Consider the following 22480-nt stretch of genomic DNA (forward strand, 5'->3'; position numbering starts at 1 on the left):
CGCTTGTTGATTTCCGGCACCGACTATAAATTGGCGTTCACGCAATCAATATTGGCGTTATCCCAAGTGATCAATGCATCGACGCACTATCGGCTGGACTATCCCGACCTGTCGCTGATCCTCGCTTTAGTGCGCGGCGGCTCTCTGGCCCGGGCTTCGGCGTTGTTGAAGGTCGACGTGTCGACGGTGTTTCGCGCGGTCCGTCGACTCGAAGCCGCGCTGGGCCAGCAACTGTTCGAAAAGAGCCGCGCTGGTTACCTGCCTACCACGTTGGCTCAGACCCTGGCCGAGCAGGCTGAACGCGCCGAACAAGCACTGGAGGCGGCGCGCATTGGCGTGGAGCAGGGTGGTGAAATCATCAGCGGCACCGTGCGCCTGACCTGTACCGATTCGGTCCTGCAAAGTCTGCTGCTGCCGGCACTGGCGCGGTTCATGCCGTCTTACCCGGCACTGACTATTGAACTCTGCACCTCCAACGACTTCGCCAACCTCAGCCGCCGCGACGCCGACATCGCCTTGCGGTTGACCCGTACCCCGCCCGAGCATCTGGTTGGCCGGCGATTGGCAGACATTTCCTACCGGGTCTGTGCCAGCGCGGCCTATCTGCAATCGGTCGAATCCCACGACCTGGCCTCATTGACCTGGATCGCCCCCGATGACTTTCTGCCCGATCACCCCACTGTCGCCTGGCGGCGTCAGCAGTTGCCTGGCGTAACACCCGGTTATCGCTGCAATAGCATGTTGTCGGTGACCGAGTTGGTGCGGGCGGGACTGGGTGTCGCGGCGTTGCCGGACTTTTTGATCGGTGAAGGACTGCAGCCATTGACCGAGCCCCTGCACGGTTACGACACCGCGCTGTGGCTGCTGACCCGCCCGGACTGCCGCGCGTTGCGCTCGGTGGTGACGTTGTTCGACGAGTTGGGGCGGGCGCTCCGGATCAAACCTTCGGTGGCTCCTTGCCGATGAAGTGTTGATGCATTTCCGACGTCAGGCTTTCGATGCGTTCGGTCAGGGTCTTGGTGATTTCGGTGAGCCGGGTATTTTGCTCCAGCAACTCCTTCAGTTGCGCAGTGTTCCGCGCGGCCTGGGCCTGACGTTCACTGTTGGCGATGGCCAAGGCTTCACGATGTCGCGCATCGGCGTCTGACTGGGCTTTGTCCCGCGCGGCCTGACGCGTCTGGGCCAGCAGAATCAACGGCGCGGCATAGGCTGCCTGCAGGCTGAACGCCAGGTTGAGCAGGATGAAGGGGTACACATCGAATTGGGTTACGCCGGACAGGTTCAGGCAAATCCAGATCACCACCACCAAGGTCTGGGCGCCAAGGAAGGTCGGCGTGCCGAAGAACCGCGCAAAAGCCTCGGCGCGCAGGGCAAAACGGTCGGTACCGAAAGTAGGTGCCAGGTGCGCGTGAGGGCGATGGAAGCGCAGGTGATCGACGGGGCCGGTGATTTCGGTTTCGGTTTCGTGGGTCGGAGTGCTCATGATGCTCTCTGAAGGGGGCGGGGACTGAGGCTCACTATAGCTCCAGCGTCAGTCTCATTCAGAAACACATTACCGGGTTCTTATTCAGAGCGACCGATCAGCGATAAAACGGCGGACATTGTCATTTTTTGCAGCTTGATTCAGCACGCATAACACGCCAGGAACATGTCCAGCGCCGACTCCACAACGGTGTGCTGCATGTCGGGCGACAGGCCCGATTGGCCCATGGAGATCTGCGGCCAGAACGCAAAGGACTTGAGCAACCCATGGATCTGTTGCGCGGCGAACTCAGGCTCGACCTGTTTCAGGCGGCCATCGGCCTGGGCGGCGCGAATCCACACGGTCAAACTTTCTTCGCGCTCACCCATTCGGGCAACCATGTTCTGCGCACGCTCGGGAGAGTGGATGGTGGCGGCAATCGCCACCCGCGCCAAGTCGAGAAAATTATCATCGGCCAGCATCTGCAATTTTGCCTGCAACATCAGGCGCAGCTGATCGCGCAGGGGCAGGTCGTGGCGGTAGGCCGTTTCCTGTTCGGCCGTTACTCGAGTCCATAACTGATTGAGGATTTCGGCAAACAACTCTTCCTTGCTCGGGAAGTGGTTGTACACCGTGCGCTTCGACACGCCGGCGGTGGCGGCGATCTTGTCCATGCTGGTGATGTCGAAACCGTTGGCACGGAATTCGGCAATCGCCGCCTGGATGATGGCTTCGCGTTTTCGGTCGGTGAGGCGCTGTGGAGCTGTCATAAGTACGTTTCGGCAGGAAGAAGTGGAGAATTACACTTGGTAGTTTACTTGTGATCGGCTTTGATGCAACCTAGAAACTACACTGTGCAGTGTAATGTTTTGTTAATCCTGCACAGTGAGAAATTGAATCTTCGGCTGATGCGTGCGTGCCTTGGCCATAAATCGTCCCAAGCGGAAAATCGTCGATTGTGCGGTTTTTCTGGAGTCATTCAGTCATGGACACTTCAACTTCCCCAGCGAACAACGCTTCAACGCCTGAAGCGTCCCGACAGGCTCAAGGGCAGTACCGAAACCATGTGCCGGTGCAGCGCGAAGGCTTTCGCAAAACCTTGCGCATCCTGTGGAACTTTATCTTCAACAAACCGCACGACACCCGGCCGTCAGCTCCCGTTCCGGTGCAAACCCTGACCCAGGCGGCGTTGATTGCCGCGCCTAACCACAGTGTCTATCGCCTGGGCCATTCCACGCTTCTGCTCAAGCTGCAGGACAAGTTCTGGATCACCGACCCGGTCTTCGCCGAACGCGCTTCGCCCGTGCAATGGGCCGGCCCCAAGCGTTTCCACCAGCCGCCGATCAGCCTCGAAGACCTGCCGCCGATTGAAGCGGTGATCCTGTCCCACGATCACTACGACCACCTCGATTATCAGGCCGTACTCAAACTGGCGGACAAGACCCGCTACTTCCTCACGCCCCTGGGCGTGGGTGACACCCTGATCAAGTGGGGCATCGACGCCAGCAAAGTGCGCCAGCTGGATTGGTGGCAGGGCACCGAGGTCGATGGCCTTCAATTCGTAGCCACACCTTCGCAGCACTTTTCCGGTCGCGGGCTGTTCGACGGTAACAGCACCCTTTGGGCATCGTGGGTGATGATCGACGGCGACACGCGGATCTTCTTCAGTGGCGACAGCGGCTACTTCGATGGCTTCAAACGCATCGGCGAGCAGTACGGCCCGTTCGACCTGACGCTCATGGAAACCGGCGCCTACAACGTCGAGTGGCCTCACGTGCACATGCAGCCCGAGCAAACCCTGCAAGCGCACATCGACCTTAAAGGGCGCTGGTTGCTGCCGATCCACAACGGCACCTTCGACCTGTCGATGCACGCCTGGTACGAACCTTTCGACCGTATTCTGGCGCTGGCCTGGGAACGGAACGTATCGATCACCACACCGCAAATGGGCGAGGCGTTCAACGTGATGTATCCGCAGAGTGGTGGCGCGTGGTGGTTGGGTGTGGAAGATGTAAGCGATCAGGCGACAGTGCAGAACGCTTGATGTTGTGCTGCCGGGGCGCTTGCGGTGCAAGCGCCCCGGACTTTTCAGCTGCGTTCGTCCAGTAACGGCTTTGTATATTCCGAGATTTTTGCCACGGTCAGATCGCAAAATTCTCCACGGAGTATTTCGTTCAGTTCCTCCTCAGACAATCCGAGCCTATGGGCAGCATCAGCCTGACTCAGCCGACCGGTTTCGAGGAGCATGCCTATTTTCATAACGTGTTCGGCTTTGGCCCGCATCTGCTGCAACCTCACTCAACCATCGCATAATCCGCCCGCCCCACCGGATTCGGTGTGGACCCTTTCACATTCATCCCTCGGCCCGGTGCAAACCCCGGGAAGAACACCAGGCCTTGCGATTCAAACCGATACGCCAACGCCAGCCGCGTGACATCCAGCACATTACGCTGCGCCTCGAATCGCTGGATGGCGTCAACGGAAACCCCGGATTCCTCGGACAACTCTTCCACACTCCAACCCAGCATCGCTCGGGCCTGGGCGCAGTGGGCAGGGGTGAACTGGAAGAGGGCGATACGTTCCAGGGTGATTTTCATTGCAAGAGAGGCCATGGTTTTCTCCGGGGATCGAGCGTGGCGATTCGAAAATGTACTGTGTTTTTGTACAGTTGTTTTGCGCCCGGATCAAACTCATTTTTTGATCGATTGTCTTTTTTCGCTCAGGCAGGGGCGTTGGACCGACTACGCTGTCTCTAGGCGGTTTCCTGAAAGCTCCAAATGATTGAACGTCAGCCTTCTGATCTTCAATGCCGGAAAGGTGGCGTTTCAAAAGCAGTGCGCCACAGCGTTATGCGGGGAAGGGAATCATGAAAAGACTACGTCTGCTATGTGCCCTGATCAGCTTTACTACTCTGCCGGTCCTGGCCGATACGGCATCGCCAAACAAAGATGCCTTTGTCACCAACCTCATCAATCAGATGACCCTCGACGAAAAAGTCGGCCAACTGCGGCTGATCGCTATCGATGAAAAGATGACGCCCGAAAAAATCTGCCAGGAGATCACTGCCGGGCGAATCGGGGGGACGTATGGCTCTGTGAGCCGTTATGTAAACCGCCCCATGCAGGACGCGGCTCAACAAAGCCGCCTGAAGATACCGATGTTTTTCGGTTGGGACGTGATACACGGTCATCGAACCATTTTCCCCATCGGCCTGGCCTTGGCCTCCAGTTGGGATATGGACGCCATCGAGTTGAGCGGTCGAACGGCGGCGAAAGAAGCCAGTGAGGACGGTATCGATATGACCTTCGCACCGATGATCGATGTCGCCCGTGATCCTCGCTGGGGGCGCACATCCGAAGGCTTCGGTGAAGACACCTATCTGGTTTCACGCATTGCCAGAGTGATGGTCCAGGCCTACCAGGGCCAGAGCTTGAGCGCGCCCGACAGCATCATGTCCAGCGCCAAACACTTTGCGTTGTATGGGGCTGTCGAAGGAGGGCGCGACTACAACAGCGTCGACATGGGCCTGGCCCGAATGTACCAGGACTACTTGCCACCTTATCGTTCGGCGATCGAGGGGGGCGCGGGAGCCGTCATGGCGGCGCTTAACTCGGTAAATGGCGTGCCGGCGGCGGCCAATAGATGGTTGATGCAGGACCTGCTTCGCAAAGCGTGGGGCTTCAAGGGACTGGTCATCAGCGACCATAACGGGGTCACCGATCTGGTTCAGCACGGTGTTGCGAGGAATCCTCGCGACGCGGCCAGGCTCGCCATCAGGGCCGGCATTGATATGAGCATGAACGACTCCTCCTATGGGCCGGAGTTGCCAGGGCTGCTTGAGTCTGGCGCCATTTCCCAGAGCGATATTGATGACGCGGTGCGCGAGGTGCTGGGTGCCAAGTACGACATGGGGCTATTCGAAGACCCTTACCGGCGCCTCGGCGCTGCCAGTGAGAGTGCTGCTGATAACAACGCCGAAAACCGTCTGCACAGAGCGCAGGCCCGTGAAGTGGCACGCAAGACACTGGTGCTGCTGAAGAATGAAAACGGGCTATTGCCGCTGAAAAAACAAGGCACGATCGCGCTCATCGGCCCGTTGGCAAAAAGTGCCGTCGACATCATGGGCAGTTGGTCCGCGAGCGGTGTGCCTGCGCAATCGGTGACGATCTACGACGGGCTGAAAAACGCGATGAACCAGGGCTCGCTGATCTATGCCCGAGGTGCCAATCTCGAGGAGGATCAGGAGGTTGTTAAATACTTGGAATACCAGGGCGTGTCCGAAATCGCCAACGACCCTCGTCCGTCAGCAGAAATGATTGACGAAGCAGTCAAGGCTGCACAGCAAGCCGATGTTGTGATTGCCGTGGTGGGAGAGCCTCGCAGCATGTCCCATGAAGCGGCCAGTCGAACCAGCCTCGATCTGCCTGGGCGCCAGAGTGAATTGATCACCGCCCTGAAAGCCACCGGCAAGCCGCTGGTACTGGTGTTGATGAACGGTCGGCCGCTGTCCATCGGCAAGGAGCAGAAACAGGCCGATGCGATCCTGGAAACCTGGTACAGCGGCTCCGAGGGAGGCAATGCCGTTGCCGATGTATTGTTCGGTGACTACAACCCGTCCGGCAAATTACCCATCACCTTTCCACGCTCCGTGGGGCAGATCCCCAATTACTACAGCCACCTGAACACCGGCCGTCCGTACCTGCCGGGTGCGCTTCGCAACTACACGTCGCAATATTTCGATCAATCCTATGGGCCGCTTTACCCCTTCGGCTATGGGCTGAGCTATACCGATTTCAGCCTGACCGACATGGCCCTGTCTTCGACCACGCTGAACAAGACCGACAACCTCGTCGCCAGCATCATGGTGAAAAATACCGGCCAGCGTGACGGCGAAACGGTGGTTCAGCTGTATATCCGCGATGTCGTTGCCTCCGTCGCCCGTCCGGTCAAGGAACTGAAGAACTTTCAAAAAATCATGCTCAAGGCCGGCGAGGAGAAAGCGGTGCACTTCAGCATTGACGAGAACGACTTGAAGTTCTTCAACAGCCAGTTGGAATACGTCGCCGAGCCGGGTGAGTTCCGGGTGCAAATCGGCCTGGATTCCCAGGATGTGAAGGAGCAGAGCTTTGAATTGCTGTCAGAACAAGCCAGTCAAGACAATCATGCGCCTGGTGCAGAACCTGTAGACGCGAGCGGTGCGGCGATCCGACTTGCCCACGAAGAACGATGATGCGTAATCCCTGAAATACCGCGTTGCATTCTTCGCGGGCAAGCCTCGCTCCTACGGGGTCATTTCACCCCTTCCAACCAAACGGACGGTGCCTGCCCCAGCACACGACGAAACATGGTCGAAAACGCCGCCGGGCTTTCATAGCCAAAATCCAGGGCAATGCGCGTCACCGGTGTGTCCACCGCCAACCGCGCCAAGGCCAGCACCACGCAGGCCCGCTGCCGCCATTGGCTGAAACTCAGCCCGGTTTGTTGGCGGAACAGACGATTGAACGTACGCAAACTGATGTGCAACTGATCGGCCCATTGCTGCGGCGATTGGTGAGCGTTCGGTTGCCGGAGAAACGTCTGACACAACCCGAGCAGCCGCGAATCCACAGGCAGCGGAATGTGCAACGGCAGAGGAGCACTGCGCGCCAGTTCATGCAGCAACAAGTCGATCAGCGCCCCATCGCGCCCGGCCTCGTCATACTCCAGCGCAACCTCCACCGCCTCCATCAACAAATGCCGCATCAACGGCGAAACACTGATCACCTGGCAACGATTGCCCAGATCAACCGCCCCCGGTTCGATATACACACTGCGGGTGCTCACCCCCAGCATCAACACCTCATGCGCCACCCCCGGCGGAATCCACACCGCCCGCTGCGGCGGCACCACCCAATTACCGTCCAGCGTGCTCACCTGCATCACCCCCGTGGCGCCATACAACAACTGCGCCCGCCGATGGGTATGGCGCGGCAACCGATGACCGTCGGGATAATCCGTACCGATGGCCACCACCGGCCGTGGCGTGTCGTCCAGCAGATCAATCGAAACATTGCGCATCGAGCGGCACCCAGCGATTGGCGTAAACACAAACATTATTGGCTGACTTGCTGAAGCAGGCCAAGCCCCGTCGCTCTATCGTCGGCCACTCTCAACCCACGGACGATGCGCGATGTTCTTCTACCTCTTGCTGACACTCTTCGGCTGCATGACCGGCGTCACCGCCGTGCTGTTCGGCTTCGGCGGCGGCTTCGTCGTCGTGCCCTTGCTGTACCGCATGCTCACGGCCAGCCATGGCATCGACGATCCCATCGGCCAATCGGCGATGCACATTGCCGTAGCCACCTCGACCTGCGTGATGATCGTCAATGCACTGATCGCCACCAGAAAACATCATCACGCGGGCAATCTCATCCGCCATTATCTGTGGCCGTTGGGTGGGTTCATCGGCCTGGGCGCGATCGTCGGAGCTATTGCCGCGATGTGGGCGAGTGGAGAGCTGATCCGGTTTGCCTTCATCGTTTACCTGGGCGTGACCATTCTGGACTGCTTTTTCAGACGCGGTTTTCTTACACAGTCCTACATCGAAGTCCCACGGCGATTGGGCGGGGCAGAAGTGTCTGGCGGCGGTGTGGGAATTGGCGCTATCGCCACGTTTCTTGGGGTGGGTGGTAGCGTCATGACCGTGCCGTTATTACGCCGTTGTGGGCTGAGTATGTCCCAGGCGACGTCCATGGCTAATCCGCTGAGCCTGCCCGTTGCGGTGGCCGGAACGCTGACCTATATGGCGATGGCCGGGTTTACCGAGTTTGATCTGGGGCCGTGGTTTGTCGGTTATGTGGATGTGTTGGCGTTTACGCTGCTGACGGTTGGGTCGCTGGTGGGGATTCGGCTGGCGACGCCGTGGATCGGGCGGATACCGGATCGGGTGCATGCCCGGGTTTATATTGGTTTGCTGGTGGTGGTGATGCTCAGCATGGCGACGAAGTGGGGCGCGCAATGAGGCTCGATTCTCCCCTGCAACCTCGCCATAATCCGTCCCCCGTTCAACCTGCGCCGCATGCAATCTGCCCGGCGCGGCTTCCGACTCATTCAGGGATCGATCAATGTTCAAAGGATTGTTACGCCTGGCGCCAGTTGCCACGCTGTTACTCATGCTGTGTTCCACTGCTCATGCCGAGGACGGGAGACGAGTGTTCACCGGCACCCTGGGCAAGATGCCGATCGTGCTGGAACTCAACACCAACCAGCCGGACGAAGTTACCGGCCGCTACTTCTATGAGAAATACCATCGCGACCTGGAGCTGAGCGGCTCGCTGCAAGAAGAGACCCTGACGCTGACCGAAGGCGACAGCCGCTACAGCGAAGACAAACCCCTGGCAACCCTGAAGTTGCAAGAAGCGGCCAACGGCTGGCAAGGCGAATGGAAAAGCCCCAAGGGCAAGGTTCTGCAAATGCAATTGACCGAGGCCAAGCTCCCGGCACCGGCAGCAGGCGCCTTGCCCTTCATCGCTGCGCTGCCGAAAAGCGACCCTTACGAATATCTGCGCCTGCAAGGCTTGAAACTCAAACCGGGCAAGAAAGAGTCCTTCATGGGCTACGACCTGCAATGGTGGACGGAGCCCGCGTCCGGTCTCTCCATGTTCAGCGTCGAGTCCGGCTACCCGAAAGCTGACCAGCAGCGGATCAATCAGCAATTGTTGGAGCGGCTCTGGAGCGAAGTCATCAACTACCACGGCTGCTTGCTGGGAGGTGGGGAATTTGCCGAGTTCGACCAAGGCGTCGCCCCCCAATTCCTGTCGCCCGATGTGGTCAGCCTGAACATCTCCACCAGCTACAGCTGCGGCGGCGCTCACCCGGACTTTGGCAATTCGCCGATCAACCTCGACGTTCACACCGGCCATAACCTGTCGCTGGAAGACGTGCTGTGGGTTGGCAACGGCAAGCCGCTGCTGCACGCCGACCGCGACGGCGCGAGCGATACATCCTTGACCGAGGAAGAGAGCAAGGCACGATTCACCTATCAGCGCGAAGTGTTCGTACCCTGGCTGATCAAGCAATTCGCCGCGCTGTACCCCGAGGAAATGCAGAAGCCGGCGGACGAGGACAGCTGCGACTACACCGACGAAAGCGTTTGGGGTTATTCCAACTGGCACTTCACCGCCAAAGGCCTGTACCTGGGACCGTACTTCGCCCGCGTACAACGTAATTGCGATGACCCGGGCTGGTCAGTGCTGCCGTACGCCGTGGTCAAGCAACATCCCGGCGCGGTCAAACTCGAACTGCCTCGCAACTAATCCTTAGCCTGCTGCCAACCCCGGCGCTTCACGAATAATGAAGTGATCCAGGTTCTCGATGTTGGCACTGAACACCCCGAACGTCTGTTCGGGGTTTTTCTTGCTCGGCACCTGCTTCAACTCCGGCGTCACGCCATAAAAGAAGCAATACAACTCGGCATCACTGTCGACGGCGTGCTTGATCTCCTCCAGAAACGCTTTGCGTTTGCGGTAGTTGTCGATCAGCTTCTTGCTCAAATAAACGTTCACCGAATAAGGCTTCTTCTTCGCCTCGTCCGCTTGCTTGAACCAGACCTTCTGTTCGAAATCGATGCGAAAGCTCTGGGTGTAATCCTTGATCTCCTTGATCTTGCCCCAGTAAATCAGCCCCTTGTTGTCCTGCAGGTACTCGATCTTCTTGAAGAACGATCCATAGGGCGCCGTGTGCTCGCCAATCTTCAGCGGCATGCGCTTGAGCAGCTCCTTGTCCGCGAAGTTCGACACAAAACACTCAACGGGATGGGCGAAGACACTGGTCTTGTCCGGCGCCGACTCCCGGCTTGGCTGCTCGACGTTATTGGCCGCTGAGCTGGGTGTCGGGTCATCCCGCATAACATCCGCCGCCACCGCCGGGCTCGCAGGCTTACGCACATACTCACGCCGAGTCAGCAACAACTCCGACGGAAAATGCTCCTCCCGACCGTCATCCGATTCCGCCCCGTCCGCCTCCAGACCCGACGCCGGCGTCTTCAGACTGACATAAGGACAATCCGCCACATGCCGCGTGCTGGGCATGTTCTTGAAGTGCGGCGTACGCACGTAATTCACATTCTTGGCGTTGAATGTTCCCAGCACGTTGGTCGTATCAAACGCCGAACGGCAGGCATCGTTGGGGCACTGGAAATGCTCCTTGGCGGAATCGAACTCCATGGTTTCGTCGAAATTCAAATCGCGCACGTCATAGATCGACAGCTTGTCGTCGAGGCTGAGGCAGTAGGCGAGGTCGAATTTCATGGCGGGCTCGGGTCCTTGAGTGGGGAAGGGTATTAATAGCGGGAGGCGGGGCGGGTTGCACTGATTGTTTCTAGGATGATGCGGGTCCAGCTTACTGGCGATTGGTGGAATCAACCAAACCTCTGATCTGGCGCTAACACTGCAGAAACGCATCTCGCAGGGCTATATCCCTCACCACAGGTTCTGCTGGGCATAGGTCTTACTGTCGCTTTAACCGCTTCACTTTTTTATAAAGCGAATCAGTGAATTCCTCTCGGTCGCTCGAGTAGTGGCAGCGCCGATGGCAATTCGGACAGAGCGCAACAGTATTATTTTTGCGATCCTTACCCTGCTGTGCCAGGTGTCTAACGTGATGAACCTCAAGGTATGGTTTTCCATCCATTTCGAATGGACCTGGTTGATCACAGGCCTCACAAATTCCTTTAGCATTTTCTAGAATCCAACCTTTTATTTTTGAATTTCGGACAAAATACCGGGTAACTGTGACCCCTTGTTGAGGTGCTGAATCATCTTCTGGGACGTCTACGAAATTCTGTGCTTTAGCTGGCGTAATGTGTCGATTTCGAACTCCACCCTCGGTAGAAGGTAGATCGGTGCTCTGAGCCAAAAGGCCTTTGGCCTCTAAAATTTTGGTCAGGCGTGCGGCTATTCCCGAGCCAATGTTCACTTTCGGCTTGTAATGGACAATTGGTTTCAGTCCCAGCTCATCAAAGAGAGCCGAGATGTTTTGCAGGCGATAGTCGATCGATTTGGTATTGCGATTAGCTAGCACGCCATTCTGCAGAAGCTTGTGCTCCGCAGACTTGTTGAATTTCTCATCGTTTGGATATCTCGCTTGAATCGCGAGATAGGCGTCGACCGATGCTTCCAATTCGTCATTGGTCCAGCCTTTTTGTTCCTTTTTCGTATCCATAGAGTCGCCGAGGGTGGTTAACCCTCGGACGATACTGAGTGGCCATCACAGCTGTCTACGAAAACTCCTACAGAAAATCGCGACGGATCTCGCATGATCCTACAACCACAGCTCTAACCCATCGAGTGCTTTGAAGACTGGAATACTTGCGCGACCCTCCGCCACCAAGGTTTCGCCGCCCTAGCTCGCCCTTGGCTCGGATCGTTCAGCAGGTAAGGCATATCTCGTAGCCGAATCCAACCTTCATCCCGCCAATGCAGCAGACTCAACGACATTTCCGGCCAATCCAACAGACTCAACATCGGTCGATCTGTGTTCTCGTACTGTTCCGCGTCGCGTAATGCCGGCACAACCTGATGGGTTAGCCACTCACGCAGCAGTCGATTCCCTGGGACGTAGTGATACACCAACAGCGCATACACACCAGATTCGCTGAGCATCAGCTGTTTTTCGGGTTGTCGGTAATATTCGATCCACAGGATGCGGTGCTGATCTTTATCTAGCTTGTTGACCATACGATCGCTCAGATGGACACCCATCATGCGGCCGATATCGCGGGCACAGAACCACGGCTGGTTTTCAAGGAGGAGGGCGTGAAGGGAAAGGTTGTGACGATTAAAAACTGTGGGGGGGATGGGATCAGACATGATCGACCTCCTGGTGTGGAGGCGTAAATTCAGCAGTAAAGCTGTAGGTGATTTCCTTCAATGAGAAGCGAAAAATCTTAGGCATATCCATTACCTCTACTTGATAGCTTTCTTAGGGCTAAGGCGCCGGGAGTTAAGAAACCCCAAGTAGAAGGCCGGACATATTCCCCTTTCGGGTCTTGTATTAGCCCACTCCCGGCATAGCAGAGGTGTTTTACGCCCACGAGAAATCTATAGGCACAAAAAAGCCGCATCTTTCGGGAGCGGTCAGGCCGCTACTTGAGGCGTTTCTTAGGCGCCGGAGACAAAAGCCTATGGGCATTTGTTCTCGTGGTCAAGAGCTAGATTTATTATCGAATACTCTGAAATAAACATACGACCTGTAGTCCGAGCGATTTTTAATCGCTCGGCTTTTTTGTTTATAGTCTTTTATTTAAAACATCAAGCATGAGTTGGATGTGATGTTTTATTTGATATTCTTTGTTTTTTGGCAGTCCTGACCATGTGCTCTGTTTTACATGGTCGTCGTAGGCTTTCAAGCTACTGTTCCAACCGAACTCGGCTGGTAAGCTTCTTACTTGGCGGACAAGTTTGCGCGCCATCTCTAAGAATTTTGTTTCTGCGTCACTGACGTTTCTATCAGTTTCATCTGATACAAAGTGCTCAATCCAGATATCTGAAGTGTTAGAGTTTTTATAGATTATATGGCTTGCCACGGCGCCAGGTTTTCCGCCACCCATTTCGAGTTTTTTTCCTGTGATGGTGTAGTCACCAATTGCACAGAAATCTTTTCCTACGGCTTTGTGTTTATCCGTAAAAAACTCTTTTCCACTGTAATCTGCGTTGCGGTCAAGCTTGTTGAAAAAGTCTTGTGTAATTATGGCTTTGTTTTTTGGTATTTTAGACAGCTGCGCGGCGGAAATTTTGTCATTAAGAATTACATGAAATGAAACTTGATTAAGAGTGGCGTTTGTCTGTATTTCTACTTCGCTAAGAGCCGGGTTGTTGTAAAGGAGTGCGACGTTTTTACTTGGATACTGGTTTAGGAACGCAGCTACATCGCTTTGCGTGGTTGTGGATCCTATGCAGTAACCTGGTAATAGAGTTGAATGGCTGTTGAATAGATTTTGACTGTTTTTGACAAGGTTTGCCTGCGTTGCTGGGCTATTTAAATATTGGTGCTGGTTTGGGTTTGTAACGACTATTAAGGGTTTTTTATCGTTTCCAAAGGCGTCCATGCAGCGATGTATGCCACTAGTGTCGGAAGTTACCGGCTCTAATATCGGTAACAGTCCTGTCAAGTCTGTCTTTTCACTGATCAGGAATCTTAGAGCTAGTAATTCTGATGCGCGTGCGTAAAGATACGGGCTATACATATTGCTTTCCTTGCTGATGAATGTGTGGCTAATTAAGTTTTTCCTCAAGTGCCGTAAGTAACCGAGCTCTCTGAGGTCTTGACAGAGGAGAGGCGTATCCGAGAACCCTTAAATGGCTAGGAAGGCTCCTCATGAAGTCTACAGTTTCAGGTCTGGTTGTCCGTTGGCGCATTGCATCTATATAAAGTTTGTGCGCTGCCTGTTTCTCAATCTCTAAGAATATTTTTTCACAATGGTTTCTTATTATGCCATTGGGTAGTTGGATTTTTTTTCCTGTTATTTTTTCGAGTGCTGGTAGATATTCATCTTTTCGCAACATTCTAAATATGATTTTTTGATCAATATTTTTAATGTTGCTGGTTGCTGGTTTTATTTCTGAAAGGCTTCCTTTTGAAGTTAGTGATAATACTCCAATGTGTGTGTCGGCTTTTTCAGCATAGCGTTTTGCTTGTTGTGGGTGTGTGACGATGTATATCTTGTCAAAGGCTTTTGTGTAATCTGGTGTTTGAGAGGTTAATCTTCTTGGGCTGTCGAATTCGGTCTTTATCTCGTACGCTGTGGATGTTCCATTGAATACAGCGGCGTCTATAATAGAGCTTCCTACTGGTAACTCTATGGAAAGTGCTGATGAGTTTGGGCTGTGTCGGCCAAAGATTATGCGGTCCGCGATAGCAGATTTATATATGTATTCATTTCTATAGTTTTTTTGAATTGAGTTGTAGGCATAAGCATATAAGTCATTAGCTGTTCTGATGTGTATGCGGTCGACTTTGTCTAGGTAGAGTTTGAAAATGTCGCGTGGATCCTCTCCACGGGCAAGCGACGTAAATGTTGTACGGTTGAGAATCCTTGCTAGGAATCGTGCGTGATCTATATCAGGTTGCATGCCGAATTCCGAAAAAATGGTGATGATGCGAGAGCAGTCTAGCAGGTGAGAATTGAAGAGATAAGGGTGGAGTCGACGAGCTGGTTCTATTGAATCGAAAATCTAAAAAAAAGGGCTACCAGTGGTAGCCCTTGCGGTGTTTCAGCGGAGCATCGAATCAATCCCAGCTCAACGCCCCACCAGTCTGATACTCAATAACCCGAGTCTCAAAGAAGTTCTTCTCTTTCTTCAAGTCCATAATCTCGCTCATCCAAGGGAACGGGTTCGTAGTCCCCGGATACTCTTCCTTCAACCCAATCTGCGACAGACGACGGTTAGCGATGAACTTCAGGTAATCCTCCATCATCGCCGCATTCATGCCCAACACCCCACGAGGCATGGTATCCCGAGCGTATTCGATCTCCAGCTGAGTGCCCTGCAGAATCATCTGCGAAGCCTCTTCCTTCATCTCAGCATCCCACAAATGCGGGTTTTCGATTTTGATCTGGTTGATCACGTCGATGCCGAAGTTCAGGTGCATGGATTCGTCGCGCAGGATGTACTGGAACTGCTCGGCGACGCCGGTCATTTTGTTGCGGCGGCCCATGGAGAGGATTTGGGTGAAGCCGCAGTAGAAGAAGATGCCTTCCAGAACGCAGTAGTAGGCGATCAGGTTGCGCAGCAGCTCTTTGTCGGTTTCGACGGTGCCGGTTTCGAACTTCGGATCGGAGATCGAACGGGTGTATTTCAGGCCCCAGGTGGCTTTTTTCGCGACCGATGGGATCTCGTGGTACATGTTGAAGATCTCGCCTTCATCCATGGCCAACGATTCGATGCAGTACTGGTAGGCGTGGGTGTGGATCGCCTCTTCGAAGGCCTGGCGCAGGATGTACTGGCGGCATTCCGGGTTGGTGATCAGGCGGTACACGGCCAGGACCAGGTTGTTGGCAACCAGGGAGTCGGCGGTGGAGAAGAAGCCGAGGTTGCGCATCACGATGCGGCGCTCGTCGTCGGTCAGGCCTTCCGGGTTTTTCCAGAGGGCGATGTCGGCGGTCATGTTGACTTCTTGCGGCATCCAGTGGTTTGCGCAGCCGTCCAGGTACTTCTGCCATGCCCAGTCGTATTTGAATGGCACGAGCTGGTTGAGGTCGGCGCGGCAGTTGATCATGCGCTTTTCATCGACAGCTACACGGGCAGAGGCGCCTTCCAGTTCGGCGAGGCCTTCGGCGACGTCGAGGGAATCCAGGGCAGCCTTGGCGCGGGCGATCGCGGCGGAGTCCGTCGCGGTCACGGCGCGGGCCTCTTGAGCGGCGGCACCACCGGCGCTGTCGAGGCGGTCCATGTTGGCTTCAGAAGCGTGGCCGGCATTGGCGCCTTTTACAGCGGCTTCGCCGTCATCTTCTTTGTCGAATTCGTCCCAGCTCAGCATGACGTGTCGTCTCCTGCGTGAGGGCCAGATTGCCCGTGTGAAAACTGATAGGTTGGTTTTTCACACGGCCGGTTCTGGCCGCGTTGGATCTAAAGGAAATCGTTTGTTGCAGCAGTACAACGCAGGCAATAAACAGAATTTTGTACGGGTGTTCCGAAGCCGCTGATGGGCGCAGAAAGCGTGAACCGCTCTGCGTGGGCTTCAGACTGGCTTTTCACCCCTGTAAGGGAATATTGCAGGCCCGTTTAAGTCCGCATTATAAGGAAATTTTCGGCCCCGTGGTGCGGCGAAATGGCACCTGGAGGGCTTGGCGAGGGGCGTTTTCAGGTTGGAGCGAGGGTTTACAGGGCTTTGGCGGAGGAAGTTTTTTTTTCGCCTGTTTCGGCTGGTTTTTGACGGTGAGATCAGGGTGTTCGCCCGGTTAAGCGCGGCTGATACGTTGCAAGCCAGGTAAGACGGGGCTTGCAGAGCAATGGGCGGGGTTTTGTGGACGAGATTGTGTGCAATATTGAGCTGTAAGGGAGCTTGAAAAGCATTGCTCAAAAAACAACCAAAAAACCATGTTTTTCACTACATGTTGTGGTTTTGGTCGATTTTCAACCACTCCAGACACAACTAAGCCCGACCGAAGTCGGGCTGTGATGTCGCGCCGGGTTTCAGCTGAAACGAGCGGCACCCACGCGGTCAGAGCCATCAGCAGCAACTTTGGCTGCACCGATGTGATCGGCGCCATCGGCAGCGACTTTGGCAGCGCCCGTACGATCGAAGCCGTCAGCCGCAAAAGAGGCGGAACCGGTGTGGTCGTAACCGTCAGAAGCGACAGCCGCATCGTTGAAAGCAGCCGAGCCAGTGCGGTCGTAGCCGTCAGCGGCGAAGGTGTTGGCGGCCAGGACGGAAAGGGTCAGGGCGAGGATCAGTTTGGTTTTCATGGTAGTGGCTCCAGGTTCGTTGGCGTTGTGTGCCTTGGTGTGGAATTCATACTACGCCAGATAATTTGATTAAAAAGAGCAAATAAATGCTAAAAACAATCAAGTTAATCGATGTAAGGCTCGGCACTTCATCGGTCTCTTAAAAAGGATGGGTCGAGCCTTAGGGGGTAAAAGTGGGGCGGATCAGCCGTTGGAGCAGCCGTTACCCATGACGCTGTAACGCAGAATGTGTCGCTGGCCTTTGGAGTCGTCGTAGACCATTTTGGCCGGGACTACTTCGCAGACGTTCGGGACTTCGCTCATCGAGATGACTTTGGCGATGTCCAGGTGGGTGGAGTAGGTGTATTCCTCGACGACGGGTTGTTGTTTTGCGGCATCAGTCGGGGCCTCGTCTGCCATGGCGGTTGCGCACAGACTGCTGAGGGCCAGAACCAATAAAGCTTTCATTTCGAATTTACCTTTCTGAGGTCGAATGGGGTCACGCAATCTTTTTAGGATTGCGTGTGGAGCTTTAGTAAAGAGTCTTGGATTAACTGCCTTCGTGGGGGCTGCAACTGGGTTAATCACATTGCCGTGTTGGCGAGACCGATTTTAGGCCTGGGCATGACGGGCATATAGCTGTGCTTTTGATAAACACCTTTGGCAGATTTGGTAATAATCGTCGAACCCCCTAAAACAGTGGGTTTGAGCGTCGCGTCGCGGTATAGCCACATTTTGTAGGGGCTTGTTACTACCATCGTCGAATGGTTCTATAGGCCCGCCCCGGCTACAACTGGGGCCATACAAAAACAACTATTCCACCGAGGTAAGAAAGATGAGTGCGGCTTCTCTGTATCCCGTTCGTCCCGAGGTAGCAGCCAATACGCTGACTGACGAGGCCACTTACAAGGCCATGTACCAGCAGTCGGTCGTCAACCCGGACGGCTTCTGGCGCGAACAAGCCAAGCGCCTCGACTGGATCAAGCCTTTCACCACGGTGAAGCAGACGTCCTTCGACGATCACCATGTCGACATCAAATGGTTCGCCGACGGCACGCTGAACGTTTCCTACAACTGCCTCGACCGTCATCTGGCCGAGCGCGGCGATCAAGTCGCGATTATTTGGGAAGGGGATGACCCTGCCGAAAGCCGCAACATCACCTACCGCGAACTGCACGAACAAGTCTGCAAGTTCGCCAACGCCTTGCGCGGCCAGGATGTGCATCGCGGCGACGTGGTGACAATCTATATGCCGATGATCCCCGAAGCCGTGGTCGCCATGCTGGCCTGCGCCCGGATCGGCGCGATTCACTCGGTGGTGTTCGGTGGTTTCTCGCCGGAAGCCCTGGCCGGTCGCATCATCGACTGCAAATCCAAAGTGGTGATCACCGCCGACGAAGGCATTCGTGCCGGCAAGAAGATCTCGCTCAAGGCCAACGTCGACGACGCCCTGACCAACCCGGAAACCAGCAGCATTCAGAAAGTCATCGTGTGCAAGCGCACCGGCGGCGACATCAAGTGGAACCAGCATCGCGACATCTGGTACGAAGACCTGATGAAAGTGGCGGGCACCGTCTGCGCGCCAAAAGAAATGGGCGCCGAAGAAGCGCTGTTCATCCTTTATACCTCCGGTTCCACCGGCAAGCCGAAGGGCGTGCAGCACACCACTGGCGGTTATTTGCTGTACGCGGCAATGACCCATGAGCGCGTGTTCGACTACCGCCCGGGTGAAATCTACTGGTGCACCGCCGACGTCGGCTGGGTCACCGGCCATTCTTATATCGTCTACGGCCCGCTGGCCAACGGTGCGACCACGCTGCTGTTCGAAGGCGTGCCGAACTATCCGGACATCACCCGGGTGGCGAAGGTTGTCGACAAGCACAAGGTCAACATCCTCTACACCGCGCCGACCGCGATCCGCGCGATGATGGCGTCGGGCACCGCCGCTGTTGAAGGTGCCGATGGCAGCAGCCTGCGTCTGTTGGGTTCGGTCGGTGAGCCGATTAACCCGGAAGCGTGGGATTGGTACTACAAGAATGTCGGCCAGTCCCGTTGCCCGATCGTGGATACCTGGTGGCAGACCGAAACAGGCGGCAACATGATGAGCCCATTGCCGGGTGCTCATGCGCTGAAACCTGGCTCGGCAGCACGGCCGTTCTTCGGCGTGGTGCCGGCGCTGGTGGATAACCTGGGTAACATCATCGAAGGCGTTGCCGAGGGTAACCTGGTGATTCTCGACTCGTGGCCAGGCCAGGCGCGCACGCTGTATGGCGACCATGACCGTTTCGTCGACACCTACTTCAAGACTTTCCGTGGCATGTACTTCACCGGTGACGGTGCGCGTCGTGACGCAGACGGTTACTACTGGATCACTGGTCGCGTGGATGACGTGCTTAACGTTTCTGGCCACCGCATGGGCACCGCCGAGATCGAAAGCGCGATGGTCGCTCACCCGAAAGTCGCCGAAGCGGCGGTGGTGGGTGTGCCGCACGACATCAAGGGGCAGGGCATTTATGTCTACGTCACGTTGAACGCTGGTGAAGAGACGAGCGAGCAACTGCGCCTGGAGCTGAAGAACTGGGTGCGTAAAGAGATTGGCCCGATTGCCTCGCCGGATGTCATTCAATGGGCGCCGGGTCTGCCGAAAACCCGTTCGGGCAAGATCATGCGCCGGATTCTGCGCAAGATTGCTACGGCGGAATACGACGGGTTGGGCGATATCTCCACCCTGGCCGATCCGGGTGTGGTGCAGCATTTGATTGATACACACAAGACCATGAATGTTGCATAAGTAGCATTCGGAGTCATCGAAGCCCTGCCAGGTGTTGAGTCTGGTGGGGCTTTTTCGTACTGATCTTCAACCAATAATTATCGGCTTCCCCCGTAGGCCCTTTCCCACTGTTACCCATCACCTTCCAAGTAACTGAATGTGTAACCGCCCGCCCGATAACGAGGCAATGGGAAACGCAAAGCCCCGTTTCAGGGCTTCTCAATCGCCATGAAAAATAAGACACAACGCTACGCTTGCCGGATTAGAAGGGTTTGCCAATAATAGGCCCGCAATTTGCAACATAGATCGGTTCACTGTCTTTTGCTCTTGCATGAAATTGCAGGGCTGTCAACGTGCCCAAGCGGCATTCTCGGTGCTTCTGTAATTTGTTGTCGCATTGAAGAAATATCGGCTTCTGGCCTGTCGTTAGAATGCCAATCACTCGCTCGTCGTTGCCTGCGTTGAAATCAGCGTACGGTTCCTAGGACGCAGCACCGCTTTTTGGTTTAACCATTCGCATATTGGGCTGTCGCTCACTCTGCCGTTTTTGCCCTTTACCGATGGAGTCCCAAGATGAAGAAACTCGTGCTGCTTGGCGCCCTGGCACTGTCCGTGCTGTCCCTGCCGACATTCGCCGATGAAAAACCTCTGAAAATCGGTATCGAAGCGGCTTACCCTCCGTTCGCCTCCAAAGCACCGGACGGCAGCATCGTGGGTTTTGACTACGACATCGGCAACGCCCTGTGCGAAGAGATGAAGGTCAAGTGCCAGTGGGTCGAGCAAGAGTTCGACGGCCTGATCCCGGCACTCAAAGTGCGCAAGATCGACGCGATCCTGTCGTCCATGTCGATCACTGAAGACCGCAAGAAGTCCGTGGACTTCACCAACAAGTACTACAACACCCCGGCTCGCCTGGTTATGAAAGCCGGCACTCAGGTCAGCGAAAACCTGTCTGAGCTGAAGGGCAAGAACATCGGCGTGCAACGTGGTTCGATCCACGAGCGTTTCGCCCGCGAAGTCCTGGCCCCACTGGGTGCCGAGATCAAGCCTTACGGTTCGCAGAACGAAATCTACCTCGACGTGGCCGCTGGCCGCCTCGACGGCACCGTGGCAGACGCTACCCTGCTGGATGACGGCTTCCTGAAAACCGACGCCGGCAAGGGCTTCGCCTTCGTTGGCCCGGCCTTCACCGACGTCAAATACTTCGGCGACGGCGTAGGGATCGCGGTTCGCAAGGGCGACGCGCTGAAAGACAAGATCAACACCGCGATCGCGGCCATTCGCGAGAACGGCAAGTACAAGCAAATCCAGGACAAATACTTCGCCTTCGATATCTACGGCAAGTAATCGTCCCCGCAACAAGTCCGAAATGGCGCAAGCAACAGGATCTCTGAGGTTTGCGCCATTTTTTCATCCCAACTTTCGAGGACCTGAATCATGTTGAAAGGCTACGGGGCTGTCATCCTCGATGGCGCATGGCTGACGCTTCAGCTCGCCTTGTCGTCCATGGCCCTGGCCATCGTCCTGGGGCTGATCGGCGTTGCGCTGCGTCTGTCGCCGGTGCGCTGGCTGGCCTGGCTGGGCGATCTGTATTCCACGGTGATCCGCGGTATTCCCGATCTGGTGCTGATCCTGCTGATTTTCTACGGCGGCCAGGACCTGCTCAACCGCGTCGCGCCGATGCTCGGCTATGACGACTATATCGACCTGAACCCGTTGGCCGCCGGTATCGGCACCCTGGGCTTCATCTTCGGTGCGTACCTGTCGGAAACCTTCCGTGGCGCGTTCATGGCGATCCCCAAGGGCCAGGCAGAAGCCGGCATGGCGTACGGCATGAGCAGTTTTCAGGTGTTCTTCCGGGTGTTGGTGCCGCAGATGATTCGCCTGGCGATTCCGGGTTTCACCAACAACTGGCTGGTACTGACCAAGGCCACCGCGCTGATTTCGGTGGTGGGTCTGCAAGACATGATGTTCAAGGCCAAGCAGGCGGCAGACGCTACCCGCGAGCCTTTCACCTTCTTCCTCGCGGTGGCGGCGATGTACCTGGTGATCACCAGCGTCTCGTTGCTGGCATTGCGTCATCTTGAGAAGCGCTACTCGGTAGGCGTAAGGGCGGCTGAGCTATGATCTTCGACTACAACGTCATTTGGGAGGCCTTGCCGCTGTACTTCGGCGGGCTGGTGACCACCCTCAAACTGCTCGCGCTGTCGCTGTTCTTCGGCTTGCTGGCGGCACTGCCGCTGGGGCTGATGCGCGTCTCCAAGCAGCCGCTGGTCAACATGAGTGCCTGGCTGTTCACCTACGTGATCCGTGGCACGCCGATGCTGGTGCAGCTGTTCTTGATCTACTACGGTCTGGCGCAATTCGAAACCGTGCGTGAAAGCTTCCTCTGGCCATGGTTGTCCAGCGCCACGTTCTGCGCGTGCCTGGCCTTCGCGATCAACACCAGCGCCTACACCGCCGAAATCATCGCCGGCAGCCTGCGTGCCACGCCGAACGGCGAGATCGAAGCGGCCAAGGCCATGGGCATGTCTCGCATCAAGATGTACAAGCGGATCCTGCTGCCATCGGCCCTGCGCCGGGCACTGCCGCAGTACAGCAACGAAGTGATCATGATGCTGCAGACCACCAGTCTGGCGTCGATCGTGACCCTGATCGACATTACCGGTGCTGCGCGCACGGTCAACGCTCAGTTCTACTTGCCGTTCGAAGCCTACATCACCGCCGGCCTGTTCTATCTGTGCCTGACGTTCATTCTGGTGAGGCTGTTCAAGCTGGCCGAACACCGCTGGCTGGGCTATCTGGCCCCGCGGAAGCATTGAT

At 55.9% G+C, this 22480-nt stretch carries 22 protein-coding genes; 9 read left to right on the forward strand and 13 right to left on the reverse strand.

What is annotated here, in order from left to right; genetic code table 11:
• Window positions 1-3: 3 nt before the first annotated feature.
• A complete protein-coding gene (locus tag AC1RL4_RS10060) occupies window positions 4-966 on the forward strand; it encodes a LysR family transcriptional regulator (RefSeq protein WP_349746605.1) in 963 nt (320 codons plus the stop codon).
• Here the strand turns inward: AC1RL4_RS10060 and AC1RL4_RS10065 are convergent.
• The gene (locus AC1RL4_RS10065; RefSeq protein WP_019581427.1) at window positions 938-1483 is read right to left on the reverse strand and encodes a DUF1003 domain-containing protein; all 546 of its coding nucleotides are present in this window, start codon (window positions 1481-1483) and stop codon (window positions 938-940) included. The two genes, AC1RL4_RS10060 and AC1RL4_RS10065, sit on opposite strands and share 29 nt — an antisense overlap.
• A 140-nt stretch (window positions 1484-1623) precedes the next feature.
• Window positions 1624-2232, reverse strand: coding sequence for a TetR/AcrR family transcriptional regulator (locus AC1RL4_RS10070; RefSeq protein WP_019581426.1), 609 nt, complete (start codon window positions 2230-2232; stop codon window positions 1624-1626).
• Between the two features lie 215 nt (window positions 2233-2447).
• Here AC1RL4_RS10070 and AC1RL4_RS10075 point away from each other — a divergent pair, with 215 nt between their 5' ends.
• Window positions 2448-3506: an MBL fold metallo-hydrolase gene (locus AC1RL4_RS10075; protein ID WP_019581425.1), complete on the forward strand. Its 1059-nt coding sequence runs from the start codon at window positions 2448-2450 to the stop codon at window positions 3504-3506.
• 44 nt (window positions 3507-3550) lie between these two features.
• On the opposite strand, the gene AC1RL4_RS10080 is transcribed toward AC1RL4_RS10075, so the two are convergent.
• A complete protein-coding gene (locus AC1RL4_RS10080; RefSeq protein ID WP_019581424.1) occupies window positions 3551-3745 on the reverse strand; it encodes an XRE family transcriptional regulator in 195 nt (64 codons plus the stop codon).
• A gap of 11 nt (window positions 3746-3756) precedes the next feature.
• A complete protein-coding gene (locus AC1RL4_RS10085) occupies window positions 3757-4074 on the reverse strand; it encodes a helix-turn-helix domain-containing protein (RefSeq protein ID WP_018926408.1) in 318 nt (105 codons plus the stop codon).
• Between the two features lie 254 nt (window positions 4075-4328).
• Between AC1RL4_RS10085 and bglX the strand changes: the two genes are divergently transcribed.
• A complete protein-coding gene (gene bglX, locus AC1RL4_RS10090; RefSeq protein ID WP_230174751.1) occupies window positions 4329-6692 on the forward strand; it encodes a beta-glucosidase BglX in 2364 nt (787 codons plus the stop codon).
• 59 nt (window positions 6693-6751) lie between these two features.
• On the opposite strand, the gene AC1RL4_RS10095 is transcribed toward bglX, so the two are convergent.
• Window positions 6752-7519 (reverse strand): AraC family transcriptional regulator, encoded by a 768-nt coding sequence (locus tag AC1RL4_RS10095; protein WP_230174749.1) that lies wholly within the window; start codon window positions 7517-7519, stop codon window positions 6752-6754.
• 112 nt (window positions 7520-7631) lie between these two features.
• On the opposite strand from AC1RL4_RS10095, the gene AC1RL4_RS10100 reads away from it, so the two are divergent.
• Window positions 7632-8462, forward strand: coding sequence for a sulfite exporter TauE/SafE family protein (locus AC1RL4_RS10100; protein WP_230174747.1), 831 nt, complete (start codon window positions 7632-7634; stop codon window positions 8460-8462).
• Window positions 8463-8565: 103 nt separating this feature from the next.
• The gene (locus AC1RL4_RS10105; RefSeq protein ID WP_230174745.1) at window positions 8566-9756 is read left to right on the forward strand and encodes a hypothetical protein; all 1191 of its coding nucleotides are present in this window, start codon (window positions 8566-8568) and stop codon (window positions 9754-9756) included.
• A gap of 3 nt (window positions 9757-9759) precedes the next feature.
• Here AC1RL4_RS10105 and AC1RL4_RS10110 read toward each other — a convergent pair whose 3' ends face one another.
• The 8 genes from AC1RL4_RS10110 to AC1RL4_RS10145 form a co-directional block, all read right to left on the reverse strand.
• A complete protein-coding gene (locus tag AC1RL4_RS10110; RefSeq protein WP_230174743.1) occupies window positions 9760-10749 on the reverse strand; it encodes a hypothetical protein in 990 nt (329 codons plus the stop codon).
• A 199-nt stretch (window positions 10750-10948) separates the two neighbouring features.
• Window positions 10949-11662, reverse strand: coding sequence for an HNH endonuclease (locus tag AC1RL4_RS10115; protein ID WP_430954232.1), 714 nt, complete (start codon window positions 11660-11662; stop codon window positions 10949-10951).
• Between the two features lie 113 nt (window positions 11663-11775).
• Window positions 11776-12309, reverse strand: coding sequence for a BRO-N domain-containing protein (locus AC1RL4_RS10120; protein ID WP_019651755.1), 534 nt, complete (start codon window positions 12307-12309; stop codon window positions 11776-11778).
• A gap of 419 nt (window positions 12310-12728) precedes the next feature.
• On the reverse strand, window positions 12729-13685 hold the full coding sequence (locus tag AC1RL4_RS10125; protein ID WP_493119593.1) for a sce7725 family protein: 957 nt from the start codon (window positions 13683-13685) through the stop codon (window positions 12729-12731).
• 28 nt (window positions 13686-13713) lie between these two features.
• Window positions 13714-14571, reverse strand: a complete 858-nt coding sequence (locus AC1RL4_RS10130) for a sce7726 family protein (RefSeq protein WP_230174739.1) — start codon at window positions 14569-14571, stop codon at window positions 13714-13716.
• A 157-nt stretch (window positions 14572-14728) separates the two neighbouring features.
• Window positions 14729-15979 (reverse strand): ribonucleotide-diphosphate reductase subunit beta, encoded by a 1251-nt coding sequence (locus tag AC1RL4_RS10135; protein WP_019582875.1) that lies wholly within the window; start codon window positions 15977-15979, stop codon window positions 14729-14731.
• Between the two features lie 656 nt (window positions 15980-16635).
• On the reverse strand, window positions 16636-16908 hold the full coding sequence (locus tag AC1RL4_RS10140) for a hypothetical protein (protein ID WP_028939372.1): 273 nt from the start codon (window positions 16906-16908) through the stop codon (window positions 16636-16638).
• 183 nt (window positions 16909-17091) lie between these two features.
• The gene (locus tag AC1RL4_RS10145) at window positions 17092-17355 is read right to left on the reverse strand and encodes a DUF2790 domain-containing protein (RefSeq protein WP_019582877.1); all 264 of its coding nucleotides are present in this window, start codon (window positions 17353-17355) and stop codon (window positions 17092-17094) included.
• Window positions 17356-17722: 367 nt separating this feature from the next.
• On the opposite strand from AC1RL4_RS10145, the gene acs reads away from it, so the two are divergent.
• The 4 genes from acs (at window position 17723) to AC1RL4_RS10165 (ending at window position 22479) form a co-directional block, all read left to right on the forward strand.
• Window positions 17723-19678: an acetate--CoA ligase gene (gene acs / locus AC1RL4_RS10150; protein WP_019582878.1), complete on the forward strand. Its 1956-nt coding sequence runs from the start codon at window positions 17723-17725 to the stop codon at window positions 19676-19678.
• Between the two features lie 552 nt (window positions 19679-20230).
• Window positions 20231-21004, forward strand: a complete 774-nt coding sequence (locus tag AC1RL4_RS10155; RefSeq protein ID WP_204125589.1) for an ABC transporter substrate-binding protein — start codon at window positions 20231-20233, stop codon at window positions 21002-21004.
• A 90-nt stretch (window positions 21005-21094) separates the two neighbouring features.
• Window positions 21095-21784 carry an ABC transporter permease gene (locus tag AC1RL4_RS10160; RefSeq protein WP_007934894.1) on the forward strand — a complete coding sequence of 230 codons (690 nt, stop codon included), beginning with the start codon at window positions 21095-21097 and terminating at the stop codon, window positions 21782-21784.
• Window positions 21781-22479, forward strand: coding sequence for an ABC transporter permease (locus AC1RL4_RS10165; protein ID WP_230174737.1), 699 nt, complete (start codon window positions 21781-21783; stop codon window positions 22477-22479). The genes AC1RL4_RS10160 and AC1RL4_RS10165 overlap by 4 nt, the downstream gene beginning before the upstream one ends.
• Window position 22480 lies beyond the last annotated feature (1 nt).

The sequence above is a fragment of the Pseudomonas sp. GW822-FHT07A10 genome, assembly GCF_058798795.1.